15 protein-coding genes are annotated in these 14,691 nt (G+C 57.8%); all 15 read right to left on the minus strand.

The features are described 5' to 3' along the window. Nucleotides 1–128 precede the first annotated feature (128 nt). The 15 genes from clpX to pfkA all read right to left on the minus strand — a co-directional run bounded on the left by clpX (nt 129) and on the right by pfkA (nt 14,573). A complete protein-coding gene (gene clpX, locus OGM81_13660; GenBank protein UYJ43349.1) occupies nt 129–1,481 on the minus strand; it encodes an ATP-dependent Clp protease ATP-binding subunit ClpX in 1,353 nt (450 codons plus the stop codon). Between the two features lie 14 nt (nt 1,482–1,495). After that, a complete protein-coding gene (locus tag OGM81_13665) occupies nt 1,496–2,086 on the minus strand; it encodes an ATP-dependent Clp protease proteolytic subunit (GenBank protein UYJ43350.1) in 591 nt (196 codons plus the stop codon). A gap of 110 nt (nt 2,087–2,196) precedes the next feature. Next, the gene (gene tig, locus OGM81_13670; protein ID UYJ43351.1) at nt 2,197–3,585 is read right to left on the minus strand and encodes a trigger factor; all 1,389 of its coding nucleotides are present in this window, start codon (nt 3,583–3,585) and stop codon (nt 2,197–2,199) included. A gap of 139 nt (nt 3,586–3,724) precedes the next feature. After that, on the minus strand, nt 3,725–4,408 hold the full coding sequence (locus OGM81_13675; GenBank protein UYJ43352.1) for a metallophosphoesterase: 684 nt from the start codon (nt 4,406–4,408) through the stop codon (nt 3,725–3,727). Between the two features lie 31 nt (nt 4,409–4,439). Beyond that, entirely contained in the window at nt 4,440–5,888 is a 1,449-nt protein-coding gene (gene thrC, locus OGM81_13680; GenBank protein UYJ43353.1) for a threonine synthase, read from the minus strand. A 68-nt stretch (nt 5,889–5,956) separates the two neighbouring features. Beyond that, nucleotides 5,957–6,310 carry a YraN family protein gene (locus OGM81_13685; GenBank protein ID UYJ43354.1) on the minus strand — a complete coding sequence of 118 codons (354 nt, stop codon included), beginning with the start codon at nt 6,308–6,310 and terminating at the stop codon, nt 5,957–5,959. Further along, nucleotides 6,303–6,977, minus strand: coding sequence for a ribonuclease HII (rnhB, locus tag OGM81_13690; protein UYJ43355.1), 675 nt, complete (start codon nt 6,975–6,977; stop codon nt 6,303–6,305). The genes OGM81_13685 and rnhB overlap by 8 nt, the downstream gene beginning before the upstream one ends. After that, complete coding sequence (gene ylqF / locus OGM81_13695) at nt 6,922–7,881, minus strand: ribosome biogenesis GTPase YlqF (GenBank protein ID UYJ43356.1); 960 nt, start codon at nt 7,879–7,881, stop codon at nt 6,922–6,924. Before ylqF ends, rnhB begins: the two co-directional genes overlap by 56 nt. Then, complete coding sequence (lepB, locus tag OGM81_13700) at nt 7,878–8,417, minus strand: signal peptidase I (GenBank protein UYJ45013.1); 540 nt, start codon at nt 8,415–8,417, stop codon at nt 7,878–7,880. The genes ylqF and lepB overlap by 4 nt, the downstream gene beginning before the upstream one ends. An 84-nt stretch (nt 8,418–8,501) precedes the next feature. Then, entirely contained in the window at nt 8,502–8,843 is a 342-nt protein-coding gene (gene rplS, locus OGM81_13705) for a 50S ribosomal protein L19 (GenBank protein UYJ43357.1), read from the minus strand. A gap of 222 nt (nt 8,844–9,065) precedes the next feature. Then, nucleotides 9,066–9,716, minus strand: coding sequence for a TIGR03936 family radical SAM-associated protein (locus OGM81_13710; protein UYJ43358.1), 651 nt, complete (start codon nt 9,714–9,716; stop codon nt 9,066–9,068). Next, complete coding sequence (locus tag OGM81_13715) at nt 9,691–11,556, minus strand: TIGR03960 family B12-binding radical SAM protein (protein UYJ43359.1); 1,866 nt, start codon at nt 11,554–11,556, stop codon at nt 9,691–9,693. Before OGM81_13715 ends, OGM81_13710 begins: the two co-directional genes overlap by 26 nt. A 149-nt stretch (nt 11,557–11,705) precedes the next feature. Beyond that, nucleotides 11,706–12,623: a translation elongation factor Ts gene (tsf, locus tag OGM81_13720; GenBank protein ID UYJ43360.1), complete on the minus strand. Its 918-nt coding sequence runs from the start codon at nt 12,621–12,623 to the stop codon at nt 11,706–11,708. A 54-nt stretch (nt 12,624–12,677) separates the two neighbouring features. Continuing rightward, nucleotides 12,678–13,400: a 30S ribosomal protein S2 gene (gene rpsB, locus OGM81_13725; GenBank protein UYJ43361.1), complete on the minus strand. Its 723-nt coding sequence runs from the start codon at nt 13,398–13,400 to the stop codon at nt 12,678–12,680. A gap of 198 nt (nt 13,401–13,598) precedes the next feature. Further along, nucleotides 13,599–14,573, minus strand: coding sequence for a 6-phosphofructokinase (gene pfkA, locus OGM81_13730; GenBank protein ID UYJ43362.1), 975 nt, complete (start codon nt 14,571–14,573; stop codon nt 13,599–13,601). Between the last annotated feature and the right edge of the window lie 118 nt (nt 14,574–14,691).

Genomic DNA, 14,691 nt, shown 5'->3' on the forward strand with positions numbered 1-14,691 from the left:
GAGCGAGGTATGCCAGCTGCTAAGCAAAAAGCGCAGGTAATACTTTGTGTATTACCGAGCATTTTTGCAACACAGATAGCATGCCGCAGCCGCCGGAGCGGTGCTTTGGAATTGTGTGGTGTTACCCCTTATTGTTTCATTGCGATATTTTTGTACCGCGGGCGCATAATGCCGTGCTCGACATGCGGCTCTCCCCCGTTGACGGTATCCTCGTCGATGGTCACCTTGGTGATGGTGGCATCAGAGGGGATGTCGTACATGATGGGAATAAGCAGATCTTCGACCACGCTGCGCAGACCGCGCGCACCGCTCTTGCGCTCCACCGTCTTGCGGGCGATGGCATGCAGGGCTGCATCGGTAAAGACCAGCTCGGCGTTATCCAGATGCAGCAGTTCTTTGTACTGGCGCACCAGGCTGTTTTTCGGCTCGGTCAGCACGCGGACCAGGGCATCCTCGTCCAGCGGGTCCAGCACGGTGACGACCGGCAGACGGCCGATCAGCTCGGGGATCAGGCCAAACTTGACCAAATCGTCGGGCTCGACCTTCTTCAGCAGCTTCTGGCGGGTCTCATCTTTATCCAACGTTGTACGCAGCTGGCTGCCAAAGCCCAGGGAGGCGTTATCGGTACGCTTCTGGATGAGCTTCTCCAGACCATCGAAGGCGCCACCGCAAATGAAGAGGATGTTCTTGGTGTTGATCTGGATGAACTCCTGCTGCGGGTGCTTACGGCCGCCGTTGGGCGGCACGTTGCTGACAGTCCCCTCAACGATTTTCAGCAATGCCTGCTGAACGCCCTCGCCGCCGACATCGCGGGTGATGGAGGGGTTCTCGCTCTTGCGGGTGATCTTGTCGATCTCGTCCACATAGATGATGCCGATCTCGGCCTTGGGGATGTCGAAATCTGCCGCCTGGATCAGCTTGAGCAGGATATTCTCCACGTCCTCGCCCACGTAGCCAGCCTCAGTCAGGGTGGTGGCGTCGGCAATAGCAAACGGCACGTTGAGCATCTTGGCCAAAGTCTGGGCCAGCAGGGTCTTGCCGGTACCGGAGGGGCCCAGCATCAGCACGTTGGATTTTTGCAGCTCCACGCCAGTCTGCTGGCCGGAGAGGATGCGCTTGTAGTGGTTGTACACGGAGACTGCCAGCACACGCTTGGCATCGTCCTGCCCGATGACGTACTGATCCAGCCCAGCCTTGATCTCAGCGGGAGTAAGGATATTGACGCTTGCGAGCGGGTCGGTATCATAGCGTGACTGGGCTGCACCGGGCTGTGCCTGCTGGCGGCGGGAGGCCCCGGCGCGCGGAGGCGGCGGGTTCTCGCCATCTTTGTACAGCATGTTATGGCACATGTCGATGCACTCGTTGCAGATATTGACGCCGGGGCCGATCAGCAGCTGTTCGACCTCATTTTGGGAGCGGCCGCAGAAACTGCAGCGCATCTCGCGTCCTTTTCCGTCCTTGCCGGACGTTTGATTTGCCATGTTCTTCCCCCGAATCAGTGTTTATAGAGGATCTCGTCGATCAGGCCATAGGCCTTTGCCTGCTCGGGCGTCATATAGTTATCACGCTCGGTGTCCTTCTGGATAGTCTCCAGCGGCTGGCCGGTATACTGGCTGAGCAGGGTGTTCATCTTGTTGCGGATGTGCACCATGTGGTTGGCGTGGATCTGAATGTCCGTGGTCTGGCCGGAGATGCCCTGGCCGCCGATGAGCGGCTGGTGGATCAGGATCTCGGAGTTAGGCAGGGCGAAACGCTTGCCCTTGGTGCCGCTTGCCAGCAGGAAAGCGCCCATCGAGGCAGCCATGCCCACGCAGATGGTGGAGACATCGCACTTGATATAGTTCATGGTATCGTGGATTGCCATACCGTCCGAGATGGAGCCGCCGGGGCTGTTGATGTAGAAGTAAATGTCCTTCTCCGGGTCCTGGCCTTCCAGATACAGCAGCTGGGCAACGATCACACTGGCAGAGGAGGAGTTGACATCCTCGCTCAGCACGATAATACGGTCATTGAGCAGTCGCGAAAAAATATCGTAGCTGCGCTCACCGCGAGCAGTTTGTTCGACAACATAGGGTACAAGGCTCATGGGGTTTTCCCTCCTTAACAGGTAAAATAGGGGTTACCAAAGAACCGATACGGCGGCAGATGCGCACCGTATCGGCCCTTTTACATCTTTAGTTCAGAAAACGCGGGAGATCACTCGCCCTTGTTTTCCTCTTCCTTCGGCTCCTCGTCCTTCTTGGCGGCAGCCTTCTTGGTGGTCTTGCGGGTGGTCTTCTTGGCGGGCTTCTTCTCCTCGGCAGCACCGGCAACGATGTTAGCCTTGGACTTCACGAAGTCGATAGCCTTGTTGACAGCCAGATCCTTCTTGACGGCAGCAGCGTCGACCAGGCTCTTGACCTTGTCAGCCTCCATCTGGTAAGCATCGGCAATGCGCTTGATCTCGGCCTCGAACTCTTCCTCGGTAGCCTCGATGCTCTCCTTGGCAACGACAGCCTCCATGGCGAGACGCATCTTGACCTGCTTGTCGGCCTGCTCACGGAACTGCTCCTTGAACTGTTCCATGGTCATGCCCATGTACTGCAGGTACTGCTCGAGCTTGAGGCCCTGCTGGGAGATGCGGTACTGGAAGTCCTGAACCAGCTCCTCGATGCGGGAGTCGATCATGGCATCGGGGATGTCGGCCTTCATGTTGTTGACGACCTGGTCAATCAGATCGTTCTCGACCTTCTGGTCAGCCTGCTTCTCGTGGTTAGCCTGGATACCCTTGCGGATAGAGTCCTTCAGCTCGTCCAGAGTGTCGTACTCGCTGACGTCCTTGGCGAAATCGTCATCCAGTTCGGGCAGCTCCTTGTACTGGACCTCGTGCAGCTTGATCTTGAAGGTGGCGTCCTTGCCAGCCAGCTCCTCAGCCTGATACTCCTCGGGGAACTTGACGTTGACGTCAAACTCCTCACCGGCCTTGTGGCCAACGACCTGCTCCTCGAATCCGGGGATGAAGGAACCGCTGCCCAGCACCAGAGAATAGTGCTCAGCCTTGCCGCCGTCGAAAGCAACGCCATCGACAAAGCCCTCGAAGTCGATATCCACAGTGTCACCGTTCTCGGCAGCTCCCTCACGGGTCAGCAGACGGCCGTTGCGGTCCTGCATGCGCTTGATCTCAGCGTCAACATCGGCCTCGTCAACAGTCTTGACATCTTTGTTGACAGTTAAACCGGCATACTCGCCCAGCTCAACCTCGGGCTTGACGGCAACCTTGACCTTCAGGGTAGCGCCCTCGTCCTCAGACATGGAAACGACCTCGGCATCGGGACGGCCAACAACTTCGATGTTGGCTTCCTTAACGGCAGCCTCGTAGTTCTCGGGGAACAGGTCGTTGATGGCGTCGTACTGGAACAGGTCCTTGCCGTACATCTTCTCGATCATAGCCTTGGGAGCCTTGCCCTTGCGGAAGCCGGGGATGGCGTACTTCTTGCCCTCGCGCTTGAAAGCGGCGTTGACGGCGGATTTGAAGGTCTCCGCGTCAATAGAGAACTGCAGTTCGACCATGCTCTTTTCGAGCTTTTCACAGGAAATCAGTTTCATTTATAAATTCCTCCAAAAATAAATGTACATAAAAATACAAGTTATTATAGCATGTTCCCGCCAAGAATACCAGCCCTGTTTTGAAAATTTTAACAAATCAGAGCTCATTTTCCGAAGAAAATGACGGTTTTGCCGGGTTTCAGCCGATTTTATAGGGGCAGAACGCCAGACCATCCGCCGAAATCAGGCGGTAGGCGATACCGTCCACCGTTCCCTGCACAGCGTAACGAATCGATTTTCCGTGCAGATGACCATAATAACATTCAGTCACACCGAACTCCTGCAGCACCTCCACCAGTTCCTTCGCGCTGGCACCGGGGTAAACCGGCGGGTAATGCAGAAAGGCGATTTTGCGGGGTGTGTCCCCCGCTGCCTGCAGGCTCATCCGCAGACGGCCGGCCTCCCGCGCCATCAGCTTTTCCCCTTGGGCAGCTGCATCGTCAAAAGGCCAGCCGCGGGTGCCGCAGAGGGCCGTATCGCCTATGATGCAGGCATTGTTATGCAGGATATGCAGCGTATCGAAGCCGGAATCCACCAGAAATTTGTCCATCTTACGGGTGGTGGTCCACCAGTAGTCGTGGTTGCCCTTCAGCAGCCATTTCTGGCCCGGCAGGTTCTGGATAAAGGCAAAGTCGGCTTTGGTATCGTTCAGGTTCATGGCCCAGCTGGTATCCCCCGCCAGCACCACGGTATCCCCGGGGCTGATGAGTTTGCGCCAGTTGGCTTCGAGTCTGGGCAGATACCCCTCCCAGCCGGGAAAGATATCCATGGGTTTATCTGCCCCTAAGGAGAGGTGCAGGTCTCCGATCACAAACAGGGCCATACACGCCCCCCTTTCATAAAATTGCGGTAGCTCAGCGCAGGGCTGCGGCGCGGATCTCTGCAGGCTCGATGACGGTGTTGAAGCGTACCGGCAGTTTATCCAGTTCACGCAGGCTGGCCGGGGCCGCGGCGCCGGTCTTGGCGGTCAGCGCGGCCATAGCGGCAAAGTCACTTTCCCGGGCGGTCTCGCCCAGAGCGGCCAGTACATCACGCGGGAACTTGAACGGGCTGGCGGTGGAGAGCACCACCATCGGCGCGTCGCTGCGGTTGGCTTCGGCCACATGGAACGCCACGGCTGTGTGGGTGTCGCAGAGGTAGCCGTCGCGCTCAAAGCGTGCGCGGATCTCGGCGGCACCGGCAGCGTCATCGGCGTAACCGGCGGCGAAGCTGGCCTGAATTTTCGCCAGCGTCTCGGCATCCACGGTGTACTTGCCGGTGGCGGCCAGTTCCTGCATCCAGCCCTCGACCTTTTCGGCACTGCCGCTGGTGTGCAGCAGCAGGCGCTCGAGGTTGGAGGAGATCAGGATGTCCATGGACGGCGAGGTAGTCTTGTAGAAGGTGCGGCGGGCATCATAGGTGCCGGTCTTGATAAAGTCCGTCAGGACGTTATTCTTGTTGGAGGCACAGATCAGCTTACCCACGGGCAGACCCATCTGTTTGGCGTAGTAACCGGCCAGAATGTCGCCAAAATTGCCAGTGGGCACGCAGAAATCAACAGGCTTGCCCCATGCGACAGCGCCCTGCTCCGCCAGGCGGAAGTAGGCGTAGAAGTAGTAGACGATCTGCGGCACCAGGCGGCCCCAGTTGATGGAGTTGGCGCTGGACAGGCGGATGTGGCGGGCTTCCAGCTCGGCGGCAACGGACTCATCGGCAAAGACGCGCTTTACGCCGGTCTGAGCGTCGTCGAAGTTACCCTCGACGGCGTAGACCTGGACGTTATCGCCCTTCTGGGTAGCCATCTGCAAATGCTGGATCTCGCTAGTGCCGGCGTTGGGATAAAAGACCTCGATCTCAATGCCGTCCAGATCCGCATAACCGGCCAAGGCAGCCTTGCCGGTATCGCCGGAAGTTGCCACCAAAATGCGGGTGGTCTCGGTGCGGCCCAGGTTCTTTTTGGCTTCGACCAGCAGTTTGGGCATCAGCTGCAGGGCGTAATCCTTGAACGCGCAGGTGGGGCCATGCCACAGTTCCAGCGCGTAGACGCCGTCGCCGACCTTGACGGTCTCGCCTGCCTTGCCGCCGAACGCCTCACCGTAGGTGGCTGCAGTGGCACTGTGCAGGAAGTCGGCGCTGTAATCGGTCAGGAAACCTTTGAGTACCTGTTCGGCCAGGGCCGGGTACGGCAGGGACTTCCAGTTTTCCAAATCTGCTTTGGGGAAGGATTCCGGCACAAACAGGCCGCTTTTGGGTGCCAAACCGCGCACGATCGCCTCGGACGAAGAAACACGGAGTGCGGAATCTCTGGTACTCTGAAACTGCATATCGAAAACCCTCCTATTTTTTAGACCTTTATAAAACCTCTATATTCCAGCTTTGGGGCATTGCCGCCTTAGCATTGGAACGCATCCGGGATACAATGGATCTGCCAGGCATCGCCTGCGGGGGTAACTTCCACCACGTCAAAGCGGATGCTGGCGTCTGCATAAGGGCTGTGCTGCAGGTAGTATTGAGCCGCTAAAATCAGGCGGCGCTGTTTGCGGGCATCCACGGCCGCGGCCGGGGCATCCAGCATGCGGCCCGCCCGAGTCTTGACCTCGGCAAAGACGAGCTGGCCGTCTTTATACAAAACAAGGTCCAGTTCCCCCATGCGGGTGCGGTAGTTGTGGTTTAACAGCAGGTAACCGCGGTGCATGTAGTACTTGGCAGCCAGGGCCTCGCCTTTACGGCCGATGTTCTCAGTCATGCCAGTAGCCCTGCTTTTTCAAAAAGCTGCGGCGGTAAAAGGGCTGGATGCCGTACCGGGCGATCAGCTCATAATGCAGCTTGGTGGGATAGCCTTTGTGTTTGGCCAGCTGGTACTGGGGGTACTGCTTGTCCAGTTCCAGCATGTAGCGGTCACGGCTGACCTTGGCCAAGATGGATGCTGCCGCGATGGACGCACTGTTGGCATCGCCCTTGACGACGGATTCTGCCGTCTGGGCAAGGCCGGGCGGGCAGCGATTGCCATCGATGAGCACATGATCCGGCCGGAGGTCCAGCCCTGCTACTGCCTGCGCCATGCCGTCCATAGTAGCCCAGAGGATATTGCGCTCGTCGATCTCCTGTGGCGTGATGAAGACGATCTTATAGGCAAGGGCGCAGCGGGTGATCTCGTCAAACAAAGCCTCGCGGCGCTTCTCGGTCAGCTTTTTGGAGTCGTTGACCCCCTCGATGGGGTTATCCGGGTTCAGGATGACGGCGGCACAGCAGACCGGCCCGCACAAGGGGCCGCGGCCCGCTTCGTCTACGCCGCAGATAACACCATGGGCGGCGCGCTTTTCGGCGTCAAAGGCGTAAAGGGAATCACTGGATGGCTTAGTCTTCGTCGTCCGTGAAGTCCGGGTCGTCTTCGAGGAAGTCGTCTTCGGCATAGTCGTCCACCTCCTCTGCGGTATCGCGGTGGGGCGGGCGCTCCAGCGAGAGACGGCCCCACTTGCTGGCGCGGAACTCCCCCACCAGCATCTTGGCGGCGCGCTCGGTATCCACCTCGCCGCCGGAGATCAGCATGCCGCGCTTAGCGCCGATGGCCTGCAAAAGATCGTAGGGCGGCAGTTCCAGTGCGCTCTCGTCCAGCTTGTAGCGGGCCAACAGCTGCTCCGGGTAGATGCCCCGCACGCTGGAAAGCAAGCCGCAGGCCAGCTCCTCGATGTCAAGGATGTCGTCGCGGATGGAGCCGATGAAGGCGAGGTTGGAGGCTGTTTCCAGCGAGTCAAACTTCTTCCACAGCACACCGGGCATGTCCATCAGGTCGAAGTTATCGACGGAGATCCACTGCTTGCCGCGGGTGACACCGGGCTTGTTGGCAGCTTTGGCGCGGGTGGTGCCTGCGAAGGAGTTGATGAAAGTGGACTTGCCCACGTTGGGGATGCCCACCACCATCACGCGGATGGCGGCACCCACCATGCCGCGGTTGCGGCGGCGGGCCATCAGGGCAGAAAGCTCTTTCTCGATGGGGCCTTTGGCGGCGGTGGCGCGGCCCCGCTGCTTGGAATCCATGGCCAGGCAGCCAGCCCCGGCACTTTTAAAATAGGCCAGCCACTGCTTGGTGATCTCGGGGTCAGCCAGGTCGGCCTTATTGAGGATATACAGGTGGGGCTTGCCCGCCGTGATCCGCTCGATCTCTGGGTTCAGGCTGGAAAGCGGGATACGCGCGTCGAGGATCTGCAAAACGCAGTCCACATTGCGGATCTCTTTTTCCATCAGGCGCAGGGTCTTGGTCATGTGACCGGGGAACCACTGGATCTGACGGCTGTTGATGATGTCACTCTGGCTCATTGCACAGCTCCTATTTTACTGAAAGGCAGGATGCGCCACAGGGCCGTGCCCAGGATGTCCCGCGTGTCGACGCAGCCAATATCGGTGCTGCGGCTGTCTTTGGACCCGTTGCGGTTATCGCCCATCAGGAACAGGCAGTTGTCCGGCACGGTCAGGGGGAAGTCCATCCCCTCATACGTATACGTAGGCTCGGCGGTGTAGGGCTCGTCCAGGGCTTCTCCATTGCGGTAGACGATACCGGCGGTAAAGTCGATGTCGATGGTATCCCCCGCTTTGCCGATGACCCGCTTGACCAGCGGCTTGCCATACGGGATGTAGCTGTCCACGATGACGACGTCGCCATAATCCGGGGTCTTCAGCGGCGTCATCAGCAGGCGCTCGCCATTTAACAGCGTGGGCTGCATCGAGTGGCCATCCACCTGCACGACCCGCAGGCCGAAGGTGAATACCAGCGCAATGACCGCCACGGCCACGGCGAGGGCATCGTACCATTCTAAAATGTCTTTGTTGCGTTTATAGCGGTCTTTAAAGGGCATTGCCATGGGCTGCCACCCTCCTTAGATGCAAAAATACGAAAAAAGGGAGAACGCCAACCGTCCTCCCCTTTTTTTGCAGTATGCTCAGATGCGTGCCTTGACCTTGGCGGCCTTGCCGGTGCGCTCGCGCAGGTAGAAGAGCTTCGCACGACGGACCTTGCCGCGGCGAACGACCTCGACCTTCTCAACGAACGGGCTGTTGACCGGGAACACACGCTCAACGCCGACACCGTAGGAAGTACGGCGGACGGTGAAAGTCTCAGCGATGCCGCCATGCTTCTTAGCAATAACGGTACCCTCGAAAGCCTGGATACGCTCCTTGTCGCCTTCCTTGATACGGACGGAGACGCGAACGGTGTCGCCGACTTCGAACTGGGGCTTGTTCTCTTTGATCATACCCTCGGTAAAATGCTTGATTGCGTCCATGTTATGAATTCCTCCATGTTTTTGCGACGTTCATACACGAATGTTTCGTCAGAGGACCGCCTGTATAATGATTTGTCATTATCCCGCCGATGGCTCGGCGGCACTAACGCTTTAGTATTATAGCATCTTGGCAGTGGTTTGGCAAGTGGGTTTCCACAAATTGCCGGGTAAAAATCCGGCAAAAATGCGGAATCAGCGCCGGTTTTTTCTGTGCAATATCACTTACTCAAAATCCACGCCTGATTCGTTATAAAGATGCGTGCGCAGGACACGGCACTGCCAGATGGGTGCGCCGCCGTGCTGCTGTAAAAAGTCCATCAGCAGCGAGGGATTCAGGTTCAGTGCTTCTCCGCTGCCGCATGGCAGCTTGACCGAGAACGCGATGTTGTCCCCGGCTTCCTCGCAGTCGATATGGCTCAAATACTGCTTGAGGTCCAGCGTTTTCTGGCCGCGCTTGGTCTTTTTGGTGACCTCTGCCTGCTCAGCATTGTTGTAAGCCTCGATGGCAGCCAGGCCGCTTTTTGGCATTGTGACGGCGTAGACAGCCGTTTCGATCTCGGCGACCTTCTCCACAGCCGGGGCCACTTTGGTAATGACGATGCCGCGGGGCATCAACGGCTGCAAAGCGTTTTTCCAAGCCTCACCGTCGATCATCTCCTGCTCGGTCTTGACCTCGCAGCTTTCGCACAGACTCTCCTGTCCTAAAGATAGCGGACAGGAAAAGGACAGGTAGATGTGCGGGTTATAGCCTTGGGTGTAATACACCGGCAGATCGCTCATTTTTAAGATACGGTGGAACACCCGCTGCAGATCCAGCAGCGAGATGTAGGCGGCCTCCCCGCATTTCTCAAAGAAGATTCTTACTGTAGTCAAAGCAGGGACCTCCGATCAGTTTATTGGCACCGCAGGCACTGCACTGGCGGTTGCAGGGCTGGGTCGTCTGGGCAGCCAGCGCCTTGTTGTACTCCCGCACCAGGTGGGCCTTGGTGACGCCTACGTCCAGGTGGTCCCAGGGCGTGACCTCGTCCAGGCCGATGGTGCGGTAGTTGTAGAAGTCCGGGTCGATGCCGCAGGCAGCAAAGGCGTTCATCCAGCGGTCGTAGTCGAAATATTCCTCCCAGGTATCGAAGAAGGCGCCATTCTCAAAGGCGGTCTCGATGACCTTACCAAGGCGGCGGTCGCCCTTGGCGAAGACGCCCTCCAGCACACTGGTGGTGGAATCGTGGTAGTTGACCTTGATCTTGCGGGAATGTACACAGCTAAGCAGATATTTCTGCTTTTCCCGCAGTTCCTCACGTCGATCCTGGGCGCAGAACTGGAACGGGGTGTCCGGCTTGGGCACGAAGCAGGCCACACTGATGGTGACCTGGACGCCCTTGCCTTTCGGACGGTCGGGGATGGTATAGAACAGGTCGACCACCTGCTGGGCGGTGTCAGCGATGCCTTTGATGTCCTCCATCGTCTCGGTGGGCAGGCCCATCATGAAGTAGAGCTTAACTGAGGTGTAGCCCTCGGAGAAAGCGATGCGGCAGCCGCGCTCGATCTGCTCCCAGGTGACGTTTTTGTTGATGACATCCCGCAGGCGCTGGGTGCCGGCTTCGGCCGCAAAGGTCAGGCCGCTCTTGCGCACCTTGGTGGTTTTCTCCACCAGTGATTGGGAGAAGTTGTCCACGCGCAGCGAGGGCAGCGACAGGCTGACGTGGTCGGCCTCAGCCCAGCTGTTCAGTTCATCCAGGATGTCCTCCAGCCGGGAATGGTCGGAGGTGGAAAGGCTCGAAAGGCTCAGCTCGTCATAGCCGGTGTTGCGGCAAAGCTGGCGGGCGCTCTCGCTGATAAGCTTGGGGCTGCGCTCGCGGAAGGGACGGTACAGCTGGCCTGCCTGGCAAAACCGGCAGCCGCGCACACAGCCGCGCAGCACCTCGACGCAGGCGCGGTCCTGCACGGCGCCGACCAGAGGCACCACAAAGTTTTTAGGCGGCTCATAGTCGTCCATATTTTTGACGATGGCCTTGGTGACACGTGCAGGCACGCCGGGGCGGTTGGGCTTGACGGCCTCGATGCGGCCGTCCTCCTTATACGTTACATCGTAGAAAGACGGGATGTAGACGCCGGGAATCTTAGCCATTTCCAGCAGCAGCTGTTCTTTCGTCCACCCCTGTTTTTTGCCCTGCTCCACGGCGGCACAGATGTCCTGCAGCATCTGCTCACCCTCACCCAGCTGCATGACGTCGAAGAAATCCGCCATCGGCTCAGCGTTGCAGACGCAGGGGCCGCCCGCGATAATGAGCGGCCAGCTGCCGTCACGGTCTGCAGCGCGCAGCGGGATGCCTGACAGGCGCAGCATGGCCAGGATGTTGGTATAGCAAAGTTCGTATTCCAACGAGAAGCCGATGATGTCGAAATCCGTCAGCGGGTCTTTACTTTCCAGGCAGTAGAGTGGAATGTCCAGGCGCTCCATCTGCTCCTTCATGTCGGTCCAGGGCATGAAGGCACGCTCGCACCACCAGTTTTCGTGGCGGTTGAGGATGTCGTACAAGATCTTCTCGCCCAAAAAGGACATGCCGATCTCGTAGGTATCCGGGAAGCAGAACGCCATGCGGACATCCACTTTGTCTTTATCTTTATACACGCTGCCCGGCTCGCCGCCGGTATAGCGGCCCGGTTTCTGCACCAGGCTCAGTGCTTCTTTAAATTTGGGAGAAAATTCCGCCATTATGGTGAACCATCCTTATGGGGCTTGGCCCCTGTTTTACCTGTATTGTACCCGATTTGTGCCCGCATTGCAAGGCGGGCGCAAAAAAGGCATGCTGCATTATAAAACGCAGCATGCCTTATTCTGCATGTTAACTCTGAAAAATCAGATTAGCCCTTAATGGCAGCAGCGACTTCAGCAGCGAAGTCCTCGTTGCGCTTCTCCAAACCCTCACCCTTGGTGAAGTGAGTGTAAGAAGCGATGGTGATCTCGCCGCCCAGAGCCTTAGCGGTATCAGCAACGTACTTCTTGACGTCGATGCCGCCGTCCTTGATGAAAGCCTGATCGACCAAGCAGCTCTCCTTGTAGAACTTGCCCAGCTTGCCGATGGCCATCTTCTCTTTGATGGCGTCGGGCTTGTTGGCGGTCTTGGGATCGTTAGCCATCTGGGCCAGAACGATCTCCTTCTCCTTAGCCAGAACGTCGGCCGGAACATCGGACTCGTTCAGGTAGCTGGGGTTAGCAGCAGCGATCTGCATAGCAATGTCCTTGCCGAAAGCAGCGAACTCGGGCTTAGCAGCAACCTCGTCGCTGGTCTCGAACTTGACGATGACACCGTGGGTGCCGCCGCCATGGACGTAAGCAGCGCAATGACCCTCGTAACGGGCAAAGCGGCGAACCTTGATGTTCTCCTTGATGACCAGGATCAGAGCCTTCAGGGCATCGTCAACGGTGCCCTCGCCCATCTTGCAGGCCATCAGGGCCTCAACGTCGGCGGGGTTCTCGTCAGCAACAACCTTAGCCAGGTTCTTGGTGAACTCAACAAACTTATCGTTCTTGGCAACGAAGTCGGTCTCGGCGTTGACCTCAACGACAACAGCGCAGTTGTCGAAAGAAACGGCATAGACCATGCCCTCAGCGGCGATACGGCCGGCCTTCTTGTTGGCAGCAGCCAGGCCCTGCTCACGCAGGATCTCGATTGCCTTCTCGAAGTCGCCGTCAGCCTGGGTCAGAGCCTTTTTGCACTCCATCATGCCGCAGTCGGTCTGCTTACGCAGTTCCATAACGTCTTTTGCAGAAATAGCCATAATCTCTCTTGTCCTTTCTGTCTTATACTAATAGGTGTTCCGGGCACACGGGGATCAGGCCTCGGTCTTCTCCTCAGCGGCGGGAGCCTCCTGGACGCCCTGCTTGCCTTCCAGAACAGCGCTGGCCATGGCACCGGAGATCAGCTTGACAGCGCGGATAGCGTCGTCGTTGCCGGGGATCACGTAATCGATCTCATCGGGATCGCAGTTGGTATCAACGATAGCAACGATGGGGATGTTCAGCTTGCGGGCCTCGGAGACAGCGATGCGCTCCTTGTGGGGGTCAACGATGAACATAGCCTTCGGCAGGGCCTTCATGTTCTTGACGCCGCCCAGGTACTTGTCCAGCTTCTCCATCTCGAGCTCGAGCTTGACAACTTCCTTCTTGGGCAGCAGATCGAAGGTGCCGTCGGCCTGCATGGTCTTCAGCTGCTCCATACGATCGATGCGCTTACGGATGGTGCGGAAGTTGGTCATCATGCCGCCCAGCCAACGAGCGTTGACGTAGTGCATGCCGCAGCGGGTAGCCTCGTCACGGATGGAATCCTGAGCCTGCTTCTTGGTGCCGACGAACAGGATCTCGCCGCCCTGAGCAGCGGTGTCGCGCACGAAGTTGTAAGCCTCATCCAGCTTCTTAACGGTCTTCTGCAGGTCGATGATGTAGATGCCGTTGCGCTCGGTGAAGATGTACTTAGCCATCTTGGGGTTCCAACGACGGGTCTGGTGACCGAAGTGGACACCTGCTTCGAGAAGCTGTTTCATAGATACGACTGCCATAGTAAAAAATCCTCCAATAAATTTAGTTTTACCCTCCGCATGGCGTTTTATGTTTTCTAACGCTTTAACGAAAAAAGCGCACAAAAAAACAACGCAATGCGTGTGTATTGCCGTAGTATAATACCACAAGCCCGCGCAAATTGCAAGTGTTTTTTGCAATTTTGTGCGGGCTTGTGCGAATTATTTGAATTGGGATGCTCAGATGGAGATGGCGTTTGCGATCTCGATCATGTCGCGGTCGATGGTCTTGTGCATCGAGAGGGCCACATTGACATCGTAGTCGACGATCTTATCGCCGGAGACGGCGACAACGCGGTTGTAGATGCCCTTATCGAGCAGGTCGATGGCGTGGTAGCCCATCAGAGAAGCGTTGACGCGGTCACGCACCGTGGGAGAACCGCCGCGCTGAATGTGGCCCAGAACGGTTGCGCGGGAGTCGACACCGGTAGCAGCCTGGATCTGATTGGCCAGCTCCTGGGCACCGATGACGCCCTCGGACACGATGATGATGAAGTGCTTCTTGCCAGTGACCTGGGTCTGGCGCATGCGCTGCAGGATGTCGCGCTCGAAGTCGAAGGGGATCTCCGGCAGCAGGACAGCGACAGCGCCGGTAGCGATGCCGACATTCAGGGCAATATAACCGGCGTGGTGGCCCATAACCTCAACGACGCTGCAACGGTCGTGGCTCTGGGTAGTGTCGCGCAGTTTATCGATAGCCTCGACAGCAGTGTTCATGGCCGTGTCGTAACCGATGGTGTATTCACTGCAGGCAATGTCGTTATCGATGGTGCCGGGCAGGCCGATGCAGGGGATGCCCTGGTTGGCCAGCGCACGGGCACCCATGAAGGAGCCGTCGCCTCCAATGACGACCAGTGCGTCGATGCCCAGTTCTTTGCAGCGGGCAAGGCCCTTAGCCTGGCCTTCCTGGGTCTTGAACTCCAAGCAGCGTGCCGTATAGAGGATCGTGCCGCCGCGGTGGATGATCTCCGATACGCTGCGGACGTTCATTTCGTAAACTTCGCCATTGATCAGACCGTTGTAGCCACGCTGGATACCCATCATGCGGTAACCTTTGCTGATGCCAGCGCGAACGATTGCGCGAACGGCGGCATTCATGCCGGGGGCGTCACCGCCGCTGGTCAGAACACCGATGGTTTTAATTTCCTTAGCCATAAAACAAGCCCCTCCTATTTTGGGCACATTGCGCCACATTGCCAGAAGCTAGAATAAATTTTTAACAATCTCTGTGACGTATCCATTATAGCACAACTCCAGCGTCTAGATTATGGAT

Source organism: Oscillospiraceae bacterium (genome assembly GCA_025758045.1).
Taxonomy (GTDB): Bacteria; Bacillota; Clostridia; order Oscillospirales; family Ruminococcaceae; genus Gemmiger.